The organism is Kaistella yananensis, from assembly GCF_026107505.2.
In the GTDB taxonomy this organism is placed as follows: domain Bacteria; phylum Bacteroidota; class Bacteroidia; order Flavobacteriales; family Weeksellaceae; genus Kaistella; species Kaistella yananensis.
On record NZ_JAPCHZ010000004.1, the window covers coordinates 1 to 18100 of the forward strand.

Sequence of the window (18100 nt, forward strand, 5' to 3'; positions counted from 1 at the left end):
GGATCGCTGATTCCACTGAAAAAAACATAAAAAAAATGAAGCAAAAAGTAAGTATAACATTATATGCCTTGTAATTTTTTTTATCAAGACAATCCTCCAAAGGCGGATCGCTGATTCCACTGAAAAAAACATAAAAAAAATGAAGCAAAAAGTAAGTATAACATTATATGCCTTGTAATTTTTTTTATCAAGACAATCCTCCAAAGGCGGATCGCTGATTCCACTCAAAAAACATAAAAAATGAAGCAAAAAGTAAGTATAACAATAAATAATGAAGCAAAAAGTAAGTACCGTAATCTCTCGCTAATTTTCCTGATAACGCTGATGATCTAATTTAATGAGTTGAATAACGACCCAGGAGACTTTTGCGTTAAGAGCGTCAAACAAATTAATACTTACTCCTCAGCTACAACAACCCCCTGCAGAAACCCTTCGCCCCAAATAAACAACAAATCACGGTAACCCTTTCTGCGCCGGAAACCGAGTGGCACTTCCGCGCGGTTCTGTGCGCTTATTTCCGGCGCGGCGTGCACCTGTCTTCGGAAATCTCCGTTGTCAAGATTAATCTGAAGCTCCGTAATGCCGTCAACCGGCTGGCGGGAAGGGGAGAGGTGAAGCACGGCCTTTCCTCTCTGCCTCACCGCACTGTTCAGTTTGGGGAAATGCCCGTACTTTTTATGAAAGCGGAAATCCCGCAGTATTGCGCGGCCTTCGGGAGTACCCAATCCTCCTGCAGGGGTGCGCTGGCCCTTTTCGGCACCATCCGCAGCCTTCAGCTCCAGCATCAGTTTGTTTACCTTCCGGTACAGGTAGCGGTCATTCATGCGCCTGCATTCCTCTGCCAAGCCGGCACGCAGAAATTTTCCGGCCGATGAGGCCTTTGCAAATTCGGTGTTCTGAACCTCGTTCTTTTTCTGAGCCTCCGATTTCGGACCCCGTTTTTTACCGGCGGCCTTGCGCACAACCTGCTTCCCGTTCAGCTCGTAGAAAACATAATCGCCAAGTTTGCCGCTCACTTTAAATATCGAATTCACTTTGCCCATGCTGTTGCTTTTAGAAATGTACCCATCTCAAATATATAAAAAATAGCACATATAACCGATGTTTTATGATTTTTCCCTATATTTACAAAGTTTTGGTAAACAGGTGATTATGAACGTTTGTTTCATTCCGAAACCCCTGTTTTTCACCAATTAAATTCTTCTTAAACCCTTTCCATAAGCATTTTCCCGAGGTTGAGCCGTAGTTGCTGCATACTTGCGCCGTACCTCCCTGCAGGATGCTTAAGGTCTCCTTAAGGTCTTCGTGCTGAATGCTTCAGGTCTTATTCGTATCTCCTTCGGAAATAACCCCTTTTTTCCGAAGAAGTCCTGAACCAACCCCGAACAGTACGGGTGCGAACCACAAAACTGTAATGCAGACTTCCTGATTTATTCACCACCTGTAGCCGGTGTATAGCGCGCCTGTTAAAAAATTTATATCTTCGTGACAATTAAAATTCCGATAATGAAACGTAACTTTTCCCTGTTATTCATCCTTGTTTCTTTAATGGCTTTCGGCCAGATCGAAGAAAAAAAACTCGATGAACTGATTCAAAATACCCTCAAAACATTTGATGTTCCCGGAATGTCCGTCGGCATTATTAAAGACGGCAAAATGGTCTATGCCAAAGGTTTTGGCGTGAATTCCCTTACCGCGAACCAAAAAATGAACGGATACACCCTCGTGGGAATCGCTTCAAATTCCAAAGGTTTTACCGCTACCGCACTGGCAATCTTAGCCGATGAAGGAAAACTGAATTTCGATGATAAAGTCACGAAGTTCCTTCCTGAATTCCGTATGTACGATCCGTATGCAACCCAGGAGGTTACCGTTAAAGATTTAATTACCCACAGAGCCGGTTTGGGTTTGGGGCAGGGAGACCTGATGTTCTTTCCTGAAGGCGGTAATCTTACGGTGAACGACATCATCCACAACGTGCGCTATCTGAAGCCCGAGCATTCTTTCCGCAACACCATGGATTATAACAACATTATGTTCATTGTAGCGGGTGAGGTAATCAAAAGGGTTTCCGGACTTTCCTGGGCTGAATTTATCGAGCAGCGGATCCTGCAACCCGTAGGCATGAAATCGAGTTTTGGCAATTATAACCGTGCAAAAGCTGCTGGCGTAAAAAATATCATCGATGCACACGCCCCTGTTGACGGTAAAGTGATTCAGGTTCCACACGACTGGAATGAGACTGCGGATGCCGCGGGAGGTATTATCAGTAACATTACCGATATGGGGATATGGGCAGATTTCCTTATGAACGGGTTCACCACCAAAGACGGTAAAAAACTCGTCTCCGATAAACAAATCCAGCAGCTCTGGAACCTGCAGATCGCCACACCTGTAGCTTTAAAAAATGCCTACGATTCCAATTTCGGTGGTTATGGGTTGGGCTGGTTCCTTACCGATGTTAAAGGGCATAAACAGGTGTACCACACCGGCGGACTGATTGGTACTGTTACCCAGTTCACCCTGATTCCCGACATGAAGCTCGGCATCATCGTACTCACCAACCAGCAGAGTGGGGCAGCTTTCAGCACGGTAACCAACACCATTAAGGATGCCTACCTCGGCATTGAAGACCGAAACTGGCTGAAAACCTACGGCGACCGGATGACAAAAATGAATGCCGATTTCGAAAAAGGAAAGAAAGAAATCTTTGCGAAATCCGAAGCCTTTAAAAAAGAGAAAAGCCAGCACCCAAAACCGGAACAGTTTGTAGGTACCTACACTGATGCCTGGTTCGGTGATGTAGTCATCACGCAGCAGGGGAAAATCTACCGTGTCCAGGCTAAAAACTCGCCGAGACTGAAAGGCGAACTCTTGCCCTACACCCACAATACCTTCATTGCAAAATGGGATGACAGAAGTTACGATGCTGATGCCTTCGTAATCTTCACCTACGATGAAGCCGGAAAAGCCACCTCTGCAAAGATGAAACCCATCTCCGATATTACGGATTTCAGTTTCGATTTCGAAGATCTCGATTTGCAGCGCACCAAGTAATTAGAAACAGCAATAATTAATAAAAAAGTCACCGGGAACCGTAATTCTCTGTGACTTTTTAGTAAGCATTTACCACAAAAGTTACAAAAGTTTTGATCTGGTAAGATGTTGCAAAGATCAAAAAAGTGCAGTGAAAATTCTTCCCGATGATAAAACTCAAGACCCCTAACTTCACCTACATTATTGTCTTTGATAAGTGAAACACCTTTGCGTTCTTATTTAGTAATTGAGAAAAAAGATATATAACCCACTTATCGTTCATTAGCAGCACTTGAATTGTGCAAAAGTCTTTGCTAACTTTTGCGGTAAACGAAATTCTTTAAAAATCAGTGGTCTTAAAATACGGCACTTAAAGCTCAAATCTTCTTCGGTTCATAAAAAAACAGCAACTTCTTTTTTGCACCCTCAAAATCTGCCCACGACTCACACTCAACCTGAAAACCTGCTACTCCGCATGTAGGGAACGCAAAAATATCCCCGCTCATCATATTGGCAAAATTAGAAATGCCGTTGTTGTGAGAGAACATTGCCACCGACTTCACCTCGTCCGTCAGTTCATAAATCACAGATTCGAAATTGTTTTCGTTGGCGTTATAAAGTTTGGGGTTGGTTTCCATCGCCACCGGATAGGTTTTGTGGAAGATTTCACACGTATTCAGGGCGCGCAGTGCGGGGCTTGAGACCATCTTATCAATGGCGATGTTTTGATTCCTTAAAAAGTTCGACATCTTTACGGCGTCCTGTAAACCGCTTTCGGCAAGGGGTCTGTCAAAATCATCCGTATTTTCCGGCCAGTCGCTTTTGGCATGGCGAACAAGAATTAGTGTTTTCATATTGCGCTGTATTTTGGGGAAATAAAATTAGTTAAAAAAAAGAGAAGTTGTGAGCTTCTCTTCCTGATTATTAAAAAATTACGGTCAGTTGAAGTTAATAATTACTTTCAGGCCTTCTCTTTAGCGGCATTACCGAATACTTCATACGCATTGATCATATCACTGAAATCGAAGCGGTGCGAAACCAGTTTCTCGGGCTGCAGTTTCTTGCTTTCAACATTTTTCAGGAGCAGCAGTCGACCAGCGATTTTTGTCCGGATCCATTAAATACTAAAGCTTTCATCAGCAAAGTGTTTTTAGATTAAAATAATAAATAAAGTTAGGCAGATTAAGATTAAAGGTGCCGGATTTCAAATTGATAAATGTCACCTTTTTTTAAATTTTGTAAGCAAAGACAAATATTTGTAAATTTGCAGACTATGGGGAAAATTATGGCGGTAGATTATGGCAAAAAACGCTGTGGCATTGCGGTTACTGATGAGCTGCAGATTATTGCCAGCGGTTTGCAGACCGTAGAAACCGTAGAACTTTTTCCGTTTCTTACCGGTTATTTTGCCCAAAACAGGGTAGAGGCAATTGTAGTAGGGCTTCCCATAGATTTGAAGGGAAACCTTTCGGAAATAGAGCAGGAAATTTCAGGGTTTATTGAGAAATTTAAACTGCAGTTTCCGGAGATTGAAGTGTACCGTTTTGATGAGCGTTTTACCTCGAAAATGGCTTCCTTCTTCATCTCGCAAAGCGGCAAGAACAAAAAGAAAAGAGAAGAAAAGGGGCTGGTTGATAAAGTAAGTGCCACCCTTATTTTACAGAATTTTTTAGAACAGAAACAAAAATGATATTACCTATACGTGCATTTGGCGATGCAGTTTTAAGGAAACACTGTCACGAGATCGACAAAGATTATCCGGGGCTTAACGAACTGATCAGTAATATGTTCGAAACCATGGAATCTGCGCATGGTATCGGGTTGGCAGCTCCGCAGATCGGTCTCGATATCCGCCTTTTTATCGCAGATCTTTCGCCACTTGCGGAGGACGAAGATTATGCCGATATCGCTGATGAACTTAAAGATTTCAAAAAAGTATTCATCAATGCCAAGATTCTTGAAGAATCCGGTGAAGAATGGAAATTCAACGAAGGCTGTCTTTCAATCCCCGATATCCGCGAAGATGTTAAACGCAAAGAAACCATCGTGATCGAATATTATGACGAAAATTTCGTTAAACATACCGACACGTTCTCCGACATGAGAGCGCGTGTTATTCAGCATGAATACGATCATATTGAAGGCATACTTTTTACAGACCATCTTAGCTCACTGAAGAAAAAACTGGTGAAAGGGAAGTTGGTAAAAATTTCTCATGGCGATGTGGCGGTAAACTACAAAATGCGGTTCCCTAAATAAAAGAACGAACTAAAAATATAAAAAATAAGAAAAATGCAGTTAGAAAAAATAATCTCAATTTCCGGTAAGCCGGGGCTTTACAAACTGATTTCGCAGTTGAAAAACGGTTTCATTATCGAAGATGTGGTTTCCAAGAAGAAAGTGAGCATCGGCAATACTTCTCAGGTAAGTTTGCTCGATAATATCGCGATGTTCACCTTTGATAAAGAAGTTCCTTTATTTGAAGTGTTCGAAAATGTGGCCAAAAACTACGATTATAAAGAAGCAATTTCTCACAAGTCTTCGGATGCGGAACTGAGAGATTTCATGGCCCAGTCGCTGCCAGATTACGATACCGAAAGAGTATATGTTTCAGATATCAAAAAACTGGCACAGTGGTACAACATCCTGAGCAAAGCAGGATACATTACCCCCGAAAGCTTCGTAAAAGCAGAAGTTCCTGCTGAGGAAAAAACTGAAGATCAGCCTGCTGAGGTTACGGAGAAAAAAACAGCGAAAAAAACAGCGCCCAAAACTGAGAAAACTGCTGCTCCTAAAGTAAAAGCTTCTACTTCTTCTGCGAAAGGTACACCCAAAAGTACCCACAGAAAAATGGGATAAACCATAGGAAATGAAATGAAAACCTTGTCTTTACCGGCAAGGTTTTTTGCATAAATGAAGTAAATTTGTAATTCGGTACCAAACATCCACCATCCATCATCCATCATCCAACATCTAGCATCCAGCATCAAATATCGCCCATCACATGAATACCAAACAACAGAAACTTGAAGCCTTTTCTAAGCTCCTCGACATTATGGACGACCTTCGGGAAAAATGCCCCTGGGACCGGAAACAGACGCTCCAAACCCTGCGGCATCTTACCTTGGAGGAAGTGTACGAACTTTCCGATGCTTTGCTGGAAGAAGATCTGCCCGAAATTAAAAAGGAACTGGGTGATGTACTGCTGCATCTGGTATTTTACGCCAAAATTGGTTCAGAGAAGGGAAGCTTTGATATCGCGGACGTCATCAATGCTTTAAATGAGAAACTCATTTTCCGCCATCCCCATATTTACGGAGATGTGGAGGTTCAGGATGAAGAGGAAGTAAAGCAGAATTGGGAAAAGCTCAAACTAAAGGAAGGAAACAAATCAGTCCTTTCCGGAGTGACTAAAGGAACACCAAGTATTGTGAAAGCCTATAGAATACAGGACAAAGTAAAAGGAATCGGGTTCGAATTTGCCAATGCTGAAGATGCCTGGAAGAAAGTGGATGAAGAACTTACAGAATTTCACGCGGAAACCGATCCCGACAAAAAAGAGCAGGAGCTGGGAGATGTGTTCTTTTCTTTGATCAATTATGCCAGAATTTCAGGTATCAATCCAGACTCAGCACTGGAAAGAACCAATATCAAGTTTATTTCCCGCTTCCAGAAGATGGAGCAGCTGGCTTCGGATAAAAATTTAAAACTGGAAGATCTCTCGCTGGAGGAAATGGATAAACTTTGGGAAGAAGCCAAAGTCATGATCCGATAAAGATCCATCATTATTTTGAGGGTTATGACATATAATTTGTTTTAGTCTTTAATTTTCGTTAGCCTTTCGCCACAAACGGACTTTTAAGGAACACTAAATTTCTGAAAGTGTAAAATAAAAGACACTTCGAGAGAAATGTCTTTTATTAAAATGATTACATATCACGTTGTGCTTCAGAATATGAGGTGAGCAGATTTTAATTTTTAATGAATTTTGCAGATTCTGTATTCCCTTCCTTGTCCGTAAGTTTCAGAACATACGAACCCAATGGCAGGCGCGAAAGATTGATGCTCTTTCCGGTCATCTTATCTGAAGCAACCCTTTGTCCGGCCATATTATAAACAGAATAAGAAGAAAATTCCTGCCCAGATTTTATAAACAGCATGTCTTTTACAGGATTGGGGTAAATATTTACAGCCGCTCCAATTTTCACTGAATTTGTACCTAACGGACCATCTGCAGTAATTTCTACCTGTGTAAAGTTGCCCTGTAAAACGTCGCCTGTAGATTGCCAAAGTGCTGAATATAAAGTCCCATAACCTGCCGAACTTGTAGAAGCTGCCTGAACACTTCTTGAAGAAATTCCGGTTCCGCTGTGTCGAACTTCTATTAGTAGGTTGCCACCGTTATACTGCCATGCACTTGTAAAATTAATCTTAAAACTGAAATTATTTGGATTGGAACCTACAGTTAGCGCACCTGCCGGAATCTGTAAACTTCCGGAGCGTACCTGAGTTTGTGTACCTACCACATTAGCGGCAAAATTAAGCTGTCGCTCCGACGGTTCAACACTCTCACTCAGATAAATATCAAATGCATTCATCGTCAAACTGTTCGGTGGCCAACTGGTAGCTGTACTTGCCGGCAGCCTGAAGGAAATGGAGGTAAGATTTTTTCCGACGAGGGAAGTAAGGAGCGTATCATCGATAATCATCTGTAACTGTCTAGCGGCATTTCCGTAAGGACCGATGAATGCACTGCCCTCATTGGAATCGGGTATTACCAAAGCTGTTTGTGCCTTGGTGGTAGTATATCCGGCCATCATCATAAATCCTATGACAACGGAAGATATACGTTTGTTCAGAAGCCGCAAAGAAAGGGCTTTGGGAAGGTAATCCTGTTTTTTGAAAAGAGTAGTTTTTGTTTCCATAATTGAATATTTAGTTGATGATGAAATTAGTAAAAAATATGAATAATAAAGCTGTCAATTAAAAAATTAACAGCTTTTAAAAATAATATTTGCCGGGTATATCTTTATTCTGATTTAAATTTTCTGCGAATTCTCTTTTTCCTGAATCATATACTGATGATAAAGCAGTGGTTCTTCGAGATTTTCGAATTCGTCTTTGGATAAAACCCGATAATTGATTTTGAAGGTTTTTTTCTTTGCAGTTTCCAGTTAAAATCCGCCTACTCCAAAACCGTCGCTAACATCAAGTTCGAAATGGTTGTATTTCCAGTATTCATATAAATCGTGATCCACCCAAAAATAAAAACCTAGAACAGTACCGATGCACACATCTTTTGTGCGCGGATAATAATGTCCTTTGCGAAAACATTGCGGCTGGGTACCTTCGCAGCAGCCACCTGCTTGATAAAACATCAAATCTCCAAATTCTTCGGAGAGTTCCCTGATCAGTTGCAAAGCTTTTGGGGTTGCGGAAAGTCGCTGTGTATTATTCATTATTACTAATTTTTAGGGTGAATAATTTTTCATATAAAAGAAAAAAAAGGCGGATTTTTTTGAGAAATCCACCTTTGTTCATTTAGAAGAATCCTAATTTTTCTTTGCTGTAAGAAATGAGCATATTCTTGGTTTGGCGGTAATGATCGAGCATCATTTTGTGATTTTCTCTACCAATTCCCGAAAGTTTGTAACCTCCGAAAGGTGCTCCTGCAGGATAAGAATGGTATTGGTTTACCCAAACTCTTCCTGACTGGATTGCTCTTGGTACTTGGTACAATTGGTGAGCATCTCTGGTCCAAACTCCGGCTCCTAAACCATAAATGGTATCGTTTGCGATCGCGATCGCATCTGCTTCATCCTTGAAAGTGGTTACCGCAAGTACGGGTCCGAAGATTTCTTCCTGGAAAACTCTCATTTTATTGTGACCTTTCAATAGGGTTGGCTGGATGTAGTAGCCGTTTTTCAATTCGCCTTCCAATACATTAGCGTCGCCGCCTGTCAGCACTTCGCAACCTTCTTCTTTACCAAGGTTGATGTAGCTAAGGATTTTGTCGTACTGGATTTTCGAAGCTTGCGCACCGATCATTGTAGAAGTATCGAGTGGATTTCCTGCTTTAATGGCTTTAACACGTTCTACGACTCTTTCGATGAATTTGTCAGCAATACTTTCCTGTACCAATAATCGGGATGGACAAGTACAGATTTCACCTTGGTTTAAAGCAAATAATGCGGCTCCTTCCAACGCTTTGTCGAAGAAGGCATCGTCTTCATCCATCACTGATTCGAAGAAAACGTTTGGTGATTTACCTCCCAATTCCAAAGTTACCGGAATAATGTTTTCAGTAGCATATTGCATCACCAGTCTTCCTGTTGCGGTAGAACCCGTGAAGGCTGCTTTTGACACTTTTTTGTTGGTAACTAGGGCATGACCTAATTCTCCTCCAAAACCATTTACAATATTTACAACTCCCGGTGGAAGCAAATCGCCGATGATTTCCATCAAGACCAAAATTGAGATGGGTGTACTTTCAGCCGGTTTCAGTACCACGCAGTTTCCTGCTGCCAAAGCTGGAGCAAGTTTCCAAACAGCCATCAGAATCGGGAAATTCCAAGGAATAATTTGAGCAATCACTCCTAAAGGTTCATTCACAATTAAGGAAACCGTATCATTGTCTAATTCCATTAAAGAACCTTCTTCCGCACGAATTACCCCGGCGAAATATCTGAAATGGTCAATCGCCAAAGGTATATCGGCATTCAGGGTTTCGCGAACTGGTTTTCCATTGTCCATGGTTTCTACCACCGCAATTTTTTCCAGGTTGGCTTCCATGCGGTCCGCAATTTTATTGAGGATGTTGCTTCTTTCGGTTACGGAAGTTTTTCCCCAAGTTACGAAAGCCGCTTCCGCAGCATTTACTGCCATTTCTAGATCTTGTTCGTTGGAATGTGCCGCTTGGCCCATCACTGTGCCATCCAGTGGGGTTATTACATCAAAATATTTTCCACTTGCCGGTGGAGTCCATTGTCCGTTAATGTAGTTGTCGTACTTTTCTTTCAGTTGTACTCTGTCGTAAACTTTTGAACTCATTGTAATATTGTTTAATTATTGTTTTTAAAATTAACAATATTCTTGCGGATGAAAAAGCCAAAATCTGTTAATTGATGTGAAATTGATAATTGGCGTCGATAGAAAATTTCAATCGAATATATTTCTAAAGAAAAACCTCCAGAAAAAATTCTGAAGGTTCATGAATGAGGTTAATTTTAAGGTATTATTCGAAATACTGGTGATAAGATTCCATAGAATGCTCCAGTGATTCTGCAATTTTTTCAGCTTCCTTTTGTGTGGTCGCTTTGGCAAGCAGGTCAATTTTTTTCATGTGATCGGTAAGCCAAACGTGAAGCACATCGTGAGATTTTCCGGTCATGGTGCAGCTTTTAATCAACTGGTCATTGGCTGTTGAAAGGTCTGCTGCGAGTTTTTTGTAATCGCCGGTTTCATCGTCGTACGCATCAATGAGCTGTTCCTGTTTTTGGATGTACGGCAGCATTTCCGTGTTGGTTTTCCATTTTTTGCCATTGTTGAGTTCCAGATTTGCACTGGCGTCGGCATGATCGTCATGGGTAGCTTCTGCCTCAGTTTCAGCTGCAACATTTTCGGTGTGATTCGTATGATCCTGATTTTCGGTAGTTTCCTGTTTCTTTTCACAGGAAATTACGATGGCCAGCCCTAAAAGTGCTGAAAGCAATGTTTTTTTCATTTTTTAAAAATTTTTATGGTTGTAAAAAGGTATAACGCAGTAATACCGACCCGAAATGCCATGGCGCCCACTGTTTTTGTTTCGTACAGACCGCCGTTACTGATGTGGATAAAGAGATAGAGATATGCTGCAATCAAAATGAAGAGTGCAGTAATCAATGGAATTTTTGCCCGAAGGCTGTTTTTAAAGACTGCATAAGCAGCAATCAGATAAAGAAATCCGCAGAGCCAGTTTGCCCAGACCACGACAGGAACAAAATTCCCTTCTTTTTCGCGGATGCCCAGCCAGTCGAATAAAACCGCGCTGCTCATAAAGAGGGTAACGAGACCGAAAAGAAACAGAAAAATAAGTAACAGGGTACGTTTCATGGCTTTCTAAAGTTAGTGATTATATTTCAGGTTACAGGGTTTTTAATTTGTTTTCCGGTAGCGCAGTACTGCCCATGTGATCACTACAAGTCCTAAAGAAACAATAAAGGCGAAATGAGGCAGCAAATCGGTGAAGCCGCTGTTTTTAAGCATAATCAGCCGGATGCCGTCAACACCATAAGTCACAGGATTAAGATACGCGATATATTTTGCCCAGTCGGTCATGCTTTCCACAGGCGTGAAAAGTCCGCTCATCAGCACGAAAATCATCATGAAAAAGAATACCACAAACATCGCCTGCTGCTGGGTTTCGCTGTAAACAGAAACCAGAAGCCCCAGGCCAAGAATGGTGATAAGATAAACCGACACAAAGGCGTAGAGCAGAAGAAGATTTCCTTCAATCCTGATGTTGTAAACAAAAACCATAACCAATAGTCCAAGACTGAACGCAACCATCGCCAGAATCCAGAACGGGAAAAGTTTGCCGATGATGAAATCAACTTTTCGGATTGGGGAGACATTAATCTGTTCAATGGTTCCGGTTTCTTTTTCGGCTACGATGTTCAGCGCGGTAAGATATCCCCCGATTAAAGTCACAAGGAAGGCTAGAATTCCCGGAACCAGAGCAAGGCGGTAATTGTAATGTTCATTAAACCAGAACATCGGCACGGTTTCCAGACCGGAGATTTTGCTCATACTTTCGAGTTCGGGCGACATTTTGAGTTGAATCTGCGAATTGAAATCCTGAAGAATCTGCGCAAGATAACTGGCAGAAAGTCCGGCCTTTGTACCGTTGATGGCATTGATGGCGATCAGCACTTTCTGGCGGTTTTCTTTTACAATGTCTTTTTCAAAATTGTTGGGAATTTCGATGATGAGGTCGGCACGGTCTTTTTCTATTTCCTGATACGCCTGCGGATAGCTTTCTCCATAAGCAGTGATTTTAAAATATCCCGAAGCTGTAATCTTCCGGATCAGTTCCCGCGATAAAGATGATTTGTCGTGGTCGGTCACCGCAATTTTTATGTCTTTGATTTCGTAACTCGCCGCCAACGGCAGAACCACCAGCTGTACAACAGGCATTACGAAAATTATAGCCAGAATAGCTCTGTTCCTAAAGATTTGCAGGAACTCTTTTTTGATTAATATGCGAAGGGTGCTCAACATTTTTTACAACATTTTAAAATTACTCGAGCCTTATTTTAAACTTCTTCACGGCGATAAGGAAGAGCAGCATCATCATTGCGGTAAGAACCGCGGTATGTTTCCAGATTACTTCCAGGCCGGTGCCTTTAATCATGATGTTTTTTACGATTTCATAATACCATTTGGCCGGAATGACATTCCCGACAACCTGAAGCGGTACCGGCATATTTTCTACAGGAAACATAAAACCGCTTAGCATCAACGTTGGAAGCATGGTGCCGACTAGCGAAATGAGCATCGCAGTTTGCTGTGTCTGGGTGAGAATGGAGATGACGATTCCCAGTAAAAGATTGGTGATGATGAAAATAATGCTGATCCCGAAAAGCAGAAACAGATTTCCTCTAATCGGTAAATCGAGTACCATTACGCTTAAAATGAGGATAGAAATGAGTATAATGACCGAAAGGATAAAATAAGGAATCGCTTTCGCCAGAATAATCACGTAAGGTTTCAGGGGTGAAACCAAAAGCACTTCCAGCGTGCCGGTTTCTTTTTCGCGCACAATGGCAATAGCAGTCATCAGCACACAGATGATGAGCAGAATAAAGGCCATAACGCCGGGTACAAAATTAGGCGCACCCTGAAGCTGCGGATTATAAAGCATCCGGATCTCAGGCTGTATTCCGGATGATTGAACTAAAGTTTGCTGTCTATAAAAATCAAGTATGATGTTCGACATGAAATTATAAATCTGGTTCGCCAGATTCAGGTCGGTTTCGTCGGTGATGAGTTGAAGCTGAGTTTTTTTTCCACTGCTAAGATCTTCAGAAAAACCCGCAGGAATTACCATAATCATTTTAATTCGTCCACCTTTGAATGCATCTTCCGCTTCATGGATGGATTTCAGGTCCTGCTCGAGATCAAAATAAAGGTTGGCGTGGATTTTCGAAACCAGTTCGGTAGAAGCCTGAGATTTGTCTTGATCCAGAACACCGATCCGCGTGTTTTTCACCTCAGTACTCAGAGCGAAACCAAAGAGCAGAATCTGTACCACCGGCATCCCGAAAAGGATGAGCAGCGTCCTTTTATCACGCAGAACGTGTAAAAATTCTTTCCGGACAAAAGTTAGTAACTGTTTCACTTCATTTAATTAATTATTCCGATGGTTTTGCGCCGCGCGCCAGTTCATAAAACACTTCATCCATCGTTTGGGAGCTGAACTGTTTTTTGAGATTTGAAGGTGTATCAAGTGCTGCAATTTTTCCGTCAACCATGATCGAAACACGGTCGCAGTATTCCGCTTCATCCATATAATGTGTCGTTACGAAAACTGTTATTCCACGTTCTGAAGCTTCATAAATCAGCTTCCAGAACTGCCGTCTGGTTACAGGATCCACACCGCCGGTAGGTTCATCCAGAAATACGATCTGCGGATTGTGGAATACAGCTACAGAAAAGGCAAGTTTCTGTTTCCAGCCTAAAGGAAGTTCGCCGACCAGCTTGTTTTTTTCATCTTCCAGATTAAGTTTTTGCAGCAGTTCGTTACATTTGGCTTTGAGTTCTTTGCGTGGAATTCCGTAGACGCCGCCGAAGAAATTCAGGTTTTCGGCTACTGTAAGGTTGCCGTAAAGTGAGAATTTCTGACTCATGTATCCGATGTTTTTCTTGATTTTTTCGGTTTCTTTATAAACATCAAAACCTGCCACCGTTGCCGTCCCCGAAGTCGGGACCGAAAGTCCGCAGAACATGCGCATCGCGGTAGTTTTTCCGGCACCGTTCGCTCCCAGAAAACCGAATATTTCTCCCTTTTCCACCTCAAAACTGATATGATCCACCGCTGTGAAATCTCCGAAGACCTTGGTTATGTTTTCTGCTTTTATGGCGATATGCTTTTCTTTGGAATTCATTCTTTTGTATTTCACGATTGAAAGTTCAAATCTCATTTACAACTTTCACCTGTCTGAAAGAAGTCTTATAAAACTGTCCTCAATACTTGCTTTTACAGGTTTTATCTCAATGTCTGTAAACCCTTCGTTTTTTAGATAGTCTGTTAGAATTGAGGTGTTGAAATCTTCATTTCGGTCTGCCGTCAAATGCACGGATTCTCCATAAGCATATCCGTTTTTTTTCGGTTTGAAATTCTCCAGTGCGCGCAATACAGCGGAAGTTCTACCTGCTTTCACTTCAAAAAGCAAATCGGGGAAACTTTCACTGATCTGCTCCGGAGTGTCAATAGAGAGGATTTTTCCATGCTGGAATAAGGCGATCCGGTCGCAAAGTGAGGCTTCATCCATATACGGTGTTGCTACTACCATGGTGATGCCCTGTTTTTTCAGACGCTGAAGCATTTCCCAGAATTCTTTCCGCGATACCGGATCCACACCCGTTGTGGGTTCATCCAGGAATAAAACCTTGGGTTTATGAATCAGTGCACAGCAGAGGGCCAGTTTCTGTTTCATTCCACCGGACAGAGCGCCGGCTTTCCGGTCTTTAAAAGGTTCAATCTGAATATAAATATCTTTAATGAGATGATAGTTTTCATTGATTGTTGTATTGAAAATACTGGCAAAGAAATTCAGGTTTTCTTCCACTGTCAAATCCTGATACAAAGAAAATTTCCCGGGCATATAACCCAGAATCCGGCGTATTTTTTTATACTCCTTCACCATGTCGAGTCCTTCAACTGTAGCGGAGCCGGAATCGGGCAACAAAACAGTGGTCAGCATTCTAAAAATGGTGGTTTTTCCTGCACCATCTGGACCGATAAGCCCAAAAATTTCTCCCGGATTCACATCAAAACTCACATCATTCACTGCAAGAATCTTTTCATTTTTCTTGCCATAGATCTTTGTAAGGTTATTGACTTTGATGGATTTCATTTCAGCTGATTCTTTTGACTTTTTACCAGGCTCTTAAAACTTTACATCACCGTACATCCCGATTTTCAGGAGGCCGTCGTTCTTCACATGTATTTTGGCGGCGTATACAAGGTTGGCCCGCTCATTTTTGGTCTGAATGGTTTTTGGGGTGAATTCGGCTTTGGGACTGATCCAGTATACCGTTCCGGGAAGTTCTTTTGTTTTTCCTTCACTCATGTCGATGAAAACTTTAACCTGCTGACCGGTTTTTACCTGCGCCAGCTGATCTCCTGTGATAAAGATTTTTAAGATCATCAGATCCAGATCTGCCATTTTGAAAACAGGTTTTCCGGTCATGGCAAATTCGCCTTCGTTCATGTATTTGGTGAGCACCATTCCTGCAATCGGACTTTCAATCGTGTTGTTTTTTAGTTGCTCATCCATTTGTTCTACTTTTTTCTGGGTAGGTTTTCTTTCGCTTAAGATGGCGCGGTTCTGAATGGATACATTTTCTTTCGCCGCTGAAATCTGCTGTTGAAGGGTACTAAGTTGAGTGCGTGCTGCCGAAATCTGTTTCTGTAAGACAAGGATCTGTCCGTTGGCATCATCCAGTTGCTTTCGGGTGGCAGCATCTCTTGCGACGAGATTGGCGGTTCTGTCACGTTCGCGAACTGCGTTACGAAACTGTTCCTGAAGCACGGAAACATTAGCAGACTGGGCTGATATTTGGGTTTGCAATACCTGGATTTGTGGAACTGCAGAACCTGTTTTCTGTTCCAAAGCATCTATGCTGGCGATGACCTGTTCTTTCTGAAGTTCTATGGTTTTTGGATCAATTTCGCCTACTTTTTCATGAAGAGCGAGTTGCTGACCTTCCTCCACCTCGAGTTTCAGAATCGTACCGGTGGCTTTGGCGGTGACCATAATTTCTTCGGCTTCAAAAGTTCCGGAAGCGTCGTATGTCGCTACTGACCTCGAACAGGCCATTACAGTCATCAAAAACAGTAGAAGGATATATTTATTCATAACGGTAAATTTTGATGTTCATTTTCAACGCTGAAATTTTCAGTTATTAAGCTGGGCCTTTTGGTTATACTGGGTTAAGAGAAACTGAATCTCATGAGTCATTTTCTGAATTCTGGCCTGTTCTTCGGCATTTACTTCACGAAGATAGTCGCTGGTGTTGAGGACCCCGTTTTCAAGTTGTGCAAGACTGGCATTTTTAATGCTTTGCCTTAATGCGATGAGTTCTTCATCTTTCTGAATAAGTTTCTGTAGTTTATCCAATTCTTCATTGTTCCGGATAGTGGAAAAATTTTGGTTAAAGAGAAAGTTTTCTTTCTGAATTTCCAGATCCTGTTGCTGGGTATTGAGCAGCGCAAGGTCATTTTTTTTGGTATATAATCCGGAAATGGGAAACTGTAGTCGTAGGCCGCCGATATAGAAAATATCGAATTCATTTATAAGCATATTGAAGCCCGGCTTGCCATATCCGCCCTGGAAAAAAGCTCCAAGTTTGGGAAGGTTTTTAGATTCCACAAGAGACTTCTGAGTTTCCAGCATCTGTTGCTGAAGGGTGAAAAGTTTCAGTTCGGATCGGTTGTTTTCTCCGGTGAACAGCAGTTTCGCCGGTGTTTCGAAAACTGTATTTTCACTGAAATCTTTTTTGGTAAACAGAGAAAGGGTTTCGATTAAATTTTTTCGGAGTGACTGTATTTCAATCTGTCGCTGTTCCAATCCGATCAACTGTGCTTTCAGCACATCAACCTGACTTCTGAAGATGGTACCATATTCCAGCTGTGCACTGGCTTTTTTCAAGCCGTTTTCGATGTCGTTTTTTGTGATTTCAGTTTGCTGCAGCTGTTCCTGGCTTTGAAGAATGCCGAAATAAATCTGGTTGATTCTTTCTTCAAGTTTATCGAGCTCGACTTGGTTTTTCTGAATCTCGGTTTCTGACTGAATTTTTGCCAGTTTCTTCTGATCAGAAATCATTCCGCCATCATAAACCGTCTGTTGAATATCGGCGTAAACTTTATACTGGTCCTTGCTCAGCGGTTCCACCAAACTGTTGGGAAGTGAGAAGGGCAGTTGGGTCACTTCGTTCTGGTAAGTGGCCTGGCCCACAACGCTAATCTGAGGCAGCCAGCCTTTTGAAACGTTTTCTACGGTATAATCTCGTGTCTTTTCAAGGAGTGCATTTCTTTTGATAAGCGGATAGTTATTTTTCGCAAGCTCCTGGACTTCCTCCAAAGTCACTGATTCCTGAGCATTGAGCGAAAGATGGAGCAGAAAAGCGGGGAGTATCAGGTATTTTAATGTTTTCATTTCAGAGGATTTAAATGAAATCGTTAGCTGTTAAGAATCATTTTAGTCCAGAGTGGAACTAAAGTCTTACGCTCTGCAACAAATTTTTGAAACTCCTCATCGCTCAGGATGTTGAAATTTTTAAGAATGGGCTTCCCGATATAAGGAAAGGCAGTCATACTCAGGAAATTAACAATAAAGTGAAGAGGATTAAGGTCGGGTTTCTTTTCCCTGATCTGTTTGAGGAGGACTGAAGTTTTCAGAAACTGATCGACCGGAATCAGCGAAGTGATATTAGAAGGTTTTTTCTGAATTTCACTGAGGACGAAAAGGGGAAGGTTGGAATTTTTAGACAAAATCTCGAAATATTTTTCACTTACAAGATCTATTTTTTCTTCAATACTTATTTTTTCGCTGGTAATGATGGGAATAATCTTACCGAATAGGAGAACAATTTTTACTTTCATCACCTGCTCAAAAAGTTTTTCCTTGCTGCGGAAATAATAATTCAGCAATGCCAGATTAATTCCGGCTTCTTCTGCAATATCTCTTGTCCGTGTTCCGGAGAATCCTTTTTCAGTAAAAACCTTTGAAGCTGAAATAAGGATTTTTTCTTCGGTTGAAATGTCTTTTTCGGAATCCATGACTAAAATTATTTCAGCAAA

General features: G+C 41.7%; 19 protein-coding genes. 5 read left to right on the forward strand and 14 right to left on the reverse strand.

The annotated features are described in order from the left end of the window. Nucleotides 1–395 precede the first annotated feature (395 nt). A complete protein-coding gene (locus tag OK344_RS06985; RefSeq protein WP_265144123.1) occupies nt 396–1043 on the reverse strand; it encodes a hypothetical protein in 648 nt (215 codons plus the stop codon). 463 nt (nt 1044–1506) lie between these two features. Between OK344_RS06985 and OK344_RS06990 the strand changes: the two genes are divergently transcribed. Continuing rightward, a complete protein-coding gene (locus OK344_RS06990) occupies nt 1507–3057 on the forward strand; it encodes a serine hydrolase (RefSeq protein ID WP_265144124.1) in 1551 nt (516 codons plus the stop codon). 356 nt (nt 3058–3413) lie between these two features. On the opposite strand, the gene OK344_RS06995 is transcribed toward OK344_RS06990, so the two are convergent. After that, nucleotides 3414–3890: a SixA phosphatase family protein gene (locus tag OK344_RS06995; protein WP_265144125.1), complete on the reverse strand. Its 477-nt coding sequence runs from the start codon at nt 3888–3890 to the stop codon at nt 3414–3416. 419 nt (nt 3891–4309) lie between these two features. Between OK344_RS06995 and ruvX the strand changes: the two genes are divergently transcribed. The 4 genes from ruvX (at nt 4310) to mazG (ending at nt 6811) form a co-directional block, all read left to right on the forward strand. After that, nucleotides 4310–4726 (forward strand): Holliday junction resolvase RuvX, encoded by a 417-nt coding sequence (gene ruvX, locus OK344_RS07000; RefSeq protein ID WP_265144126.1) that lies wholly within the window; start codon nt 4310–4312, stop codon nt 4724–4726. Beyond that, entirely contained in the window at nt 4723–5295 is a 573-nt protein-coding gene (gene def / locus OK344_RS07005; protein ID WP_265144127.1) for a peptide deformylase, read from the forward strand. The genes ruvX and def overlap by 4 nt, the downstream gene beginning before the upstream one ends. A 33-nt stretch (nt 5296–5328) precedes the next feature. Next, the gene (locus tag OK344_RS07010; RefSeq protein WP_265144128.1) at nt 5329–5895 is read left to right on the forward strand and encodes a DUF5606 family protein; all 567 of its coding nucleotides are present in this window, start codon (nt 5329–5331) and stop codon (nt 5893–5895) included. Nucleotides 5896–6040: 145 nt separating this feature from the next. Beyond that, a complete protein-coding gene (gene mazG / locus OK344_RS07015) occupies nt 6041–6811 on the forward strand; it encodes a nucleoside triphosphate pyrophosphohydrolase (protein WP_265144129.1) in 771 nt (256 codons plus the stop codon). Between the two features lie 196 nt (nt 6812–7007). Here mazG and OK344_RS07020 read toward each other — a convergent pair whose 3' ends face one another. The 12 genes from OK344_RS07020 to OK344_RS07075 all read right to left on the reverse strand — a co-directional run bounded on the left by OK344_RS07020 (nt 7008) and on the right by OK344_RS07075 (nt 18079). Then, nucleotides 7008–7961: a T9SS type A sorting domain-containing protein gene (locus OK344_RS07020; protein ID WP_265144130.1), complete on the reverse strand. Its 954-nt coding sequence runs from the start codon at nt 7959–7961 to the stop codon at nt 7008–7010. Between the two features lie 249 nt (nt 7962–8210). Then, nucleotides 8211–8495: a DUF779 domain-containing protein gene (locus OK344_RS07025; RefSeq protein ID WP_306400450.1), complete on the reverse strand. Its 285-nt coding sequence runs from the start codon at nt 8493–8495 to the stop codon at nt 8211–8213. Nucleotides 8496–8577: 82 nt separating this feature from the next. Next, nucleotides 8578–10086 carry an aldehyde dehydrogenase family protein gene (locus tag OK344_RS07030; protein WP_265144131.1) on the reverse strand — a complete coding sequence of 503 codons (1509 nt, stop codon included), beginning with the start codon at nt 10084–10086 and terminating at the stop codon, nt 8578–8580. 184 nt (nt 10087–10270) lie between these two features. Continuing rightward, nucleotides 10271–10759, reverse strand: coding sequence for a hypothetical protein (locus OK344_RS07035; protein WP_265144132.1), 489 nt, complete (start codon nt 10757–10759; stop codon nt 10271–10273). Next, a complete protein-coding gene (locus tag OK344_RS07040; protein WP_265144133.1) occupies nt 10756–11127 on the reverse strand; it encodes a hypothetical protein in 372 nt (123 codons plus the stop codon). The genes OK344_RS07035 and OK344_RS07040 overlap by 4 nt, the downstream gene beginning before the upstream one ends. Nucleotides 11128–11169: 42 nt before the next feature. Next, on the reverse strand, nt 11170–12294 hold the full coding sequence (locus OK344_RS07045) for an ABC transporter permease (RefSeq protein WP_265144134.1): 1125 nt from the start codon (nt 12292–12294) through the stop codon (nt 11170–11172). 19 nt (nt 12295–12313) lie between these two features. After that, nucleotides 12314–13414, reverse strand: a complete 1101-nt coding sequence (locus OK344_RS07050; RefSeq protein ID WP_265144135.1) for an ABC transporter permease — start codon at nt 13412–13414, stop codon at nt 12314–12316. Between the two features lie 13 nt (nt 13415–13427). Next, the gene (locus OK344_RS07055) at nt 13428–14180 is read right to left on the reverse strand and encodes an ABC transporter ATP-binding protein (protein WP_265144136.1); all 753 of its coding nucleotides are present in this window, start codon (nt 14178–14180) and stop codon (nt 13428–13430) included. A gap of 45 nt (nt 14181–14225) precedes the next feature. Beyond that, a complete protein-coding gene (locus OK344_RS07060) occupies nt 14226–15152 on the reverse strand; it encodes an ABC transporter ATP-binding protein (protein WP_265144137.1) in 927 nt (308 codons plus the stop codon). 33 nt (nt 15153–15185) lie between these two features. Then, nucleotides 15186–16157, reverse strand: coding sequence for an HlyD family secretion protein (locus tag OK344_RS07065; protein ID WP_265144138.1), 972 nt, complete (start codon nt 16155–16157; stop codon nt 15186–15188). A gap of 39 nt (nt 16158–16196) precedes the next feature. Next, the gene (locus OK344_RS07070) at nt 16197–17456 is read right to left on the reverse strand and encodes a TolC family protein (protein ID WP_265144139.1); all 1260 of its coding nucleotides are present in this window, start codon (nt 17454–17456) and stop codon (nt 16197–16199) included. Nucleotides 17457–17479: 23 nt separating this feature from the next. Next, on the reverse strand, nt 17480–18079 hold the full coding sequence (locus OK344_RS07075) for a TetR/AcrR family transcriptional regulator (RefSeq protein WP_265144141.1): 600 nt from the start codon (nt 18077–18079) through the stop codon (nt 17480–17482). Nucleotides 18080–18100: the final 21 nt, after the last annotated feature.

Bases quoted from the DNA above. Each gene is read 5' to 3' on its own strand.
- OK344_RS07025 (WP_306400450.1), bottom strand. From the start codon at position 8,495: ATGAATAATACACAGCGACTTTCCGCAACCCCAAAAGCTTTGCAACTG.
- OK344_RS07045 (WP_265144134.1), bottom strand. From the start codon at position 12,294: ATGTTGAGCACCCTTCGCATATTAATCAAAAAAGAGTTCCTGCAAATC.
- OK344_RS06990 (WP_265144124.1), top strand. From the start codon at position 1,507: ATGAAACGTAACTTTTCCCTGTTATTCATCCTTGTTTCTTTAATGGCT.
- mazG (WP_265144129.1), top strand. From the start codon at position 6,041: ATGAATACCAAACAACAGAAACTTGAAGCCTTTTCTAAGCTCCTCGAC.
- OK344_RS07035 (WP_265144132.1), bottom strand. From the start codon at position 10,759: ATGAAAAAAACATTGCTTTCAGCACTTTTAGGGCTGGCCATCGTAATT.
- OK344_RS06995 (WP_265144125.1), bottom strand. From the start codon at position 3,890: ATGAAAACACTAATTCTTGTTCGCCATGCCAAAAGCGACTGGCCGGAA.
- OK344_RS07075 (WP_265144141.1), bottom strand. From the start codon at position 18,079: ATGGATTCCGAAAAAGACATTTCAACCGAAGAAAAAATCCTTATTTCA.
- OK344_RS07065 (WP_265144138.1), bottom strand. From the start codon at position 16,157: ATGAATAAATATATCCTTCTACTGTTTTTGATGACTGTAATGGCCTGT.
- OK344_RS07020 (WP_265144130.1), bottom strand. From the start codon at position 7,961: ATGGAAACAAAAACTACTCTTTTCAAAAAACAGGATTACCTTCCCAAA.
- OK344_RS07060 (WP_265144137.1), bottom strand. From the start codon at position 15,152: ATGAAATCCATCAAAGTCAATAACCTTACAAAGATCTATGGCAAGAAA.
- OK344_RS07010 (WP_265144128.1), top strand. From the start codon at position 5,329: ATGCAGTTAGAAAAAATAATCTCAATTTCCGGTAAGCCGGGGCTTTAC.
- OK344_RS06985 (WP_265144123.1), bottom strand. From the start codon at position 1,043: ATGGGCAAAGTGAATTCGATATTTAAAGTGAGCGGCAAACTTGGCGAT.
- ruvX (WP_265144126.1), top strand. From the start codon at position 4,310: ATGGGGAAAATTATGGCGGTAGATTATGGCAAAAAACGCTGTGGCATT.
- OK344_RS07030 (WP_265144131.1), bottom strand. From the start codon at position 10,086: ATGAGTTCAAAAGTTTACGACAGAGTACAACTGAAAGAAAAGTACGAC.
- OK344_RS07040 (WP_265144133.1), bottom strand. From the start codon at position 11,127: ATGAAACGTACCCTGTTACTTATTTTTCTGTTTCTTTTCGGTCTCGTT.
- def (WP_265144127.1), top strand. From the start codon at position 4,723: ATGATATTACCTATACGTGCATTTGGCGATGCAGTTTTAAGGAAACAC.
- OK344_RS07055 (WP_265144136.1), bottom strand. From the start codon at position 14,180: ATGAATTCCAAAGAAAAGCATATCGCCATAAAAGCAGAAAACATAACC.
- OK344_RS07070 (WP_265144139.1), bottom strand. From the start codon at position 17,456: ATGAAAACATTAAAATACCTGATACTCCCCGCTTTTCTGCTCCATCTT.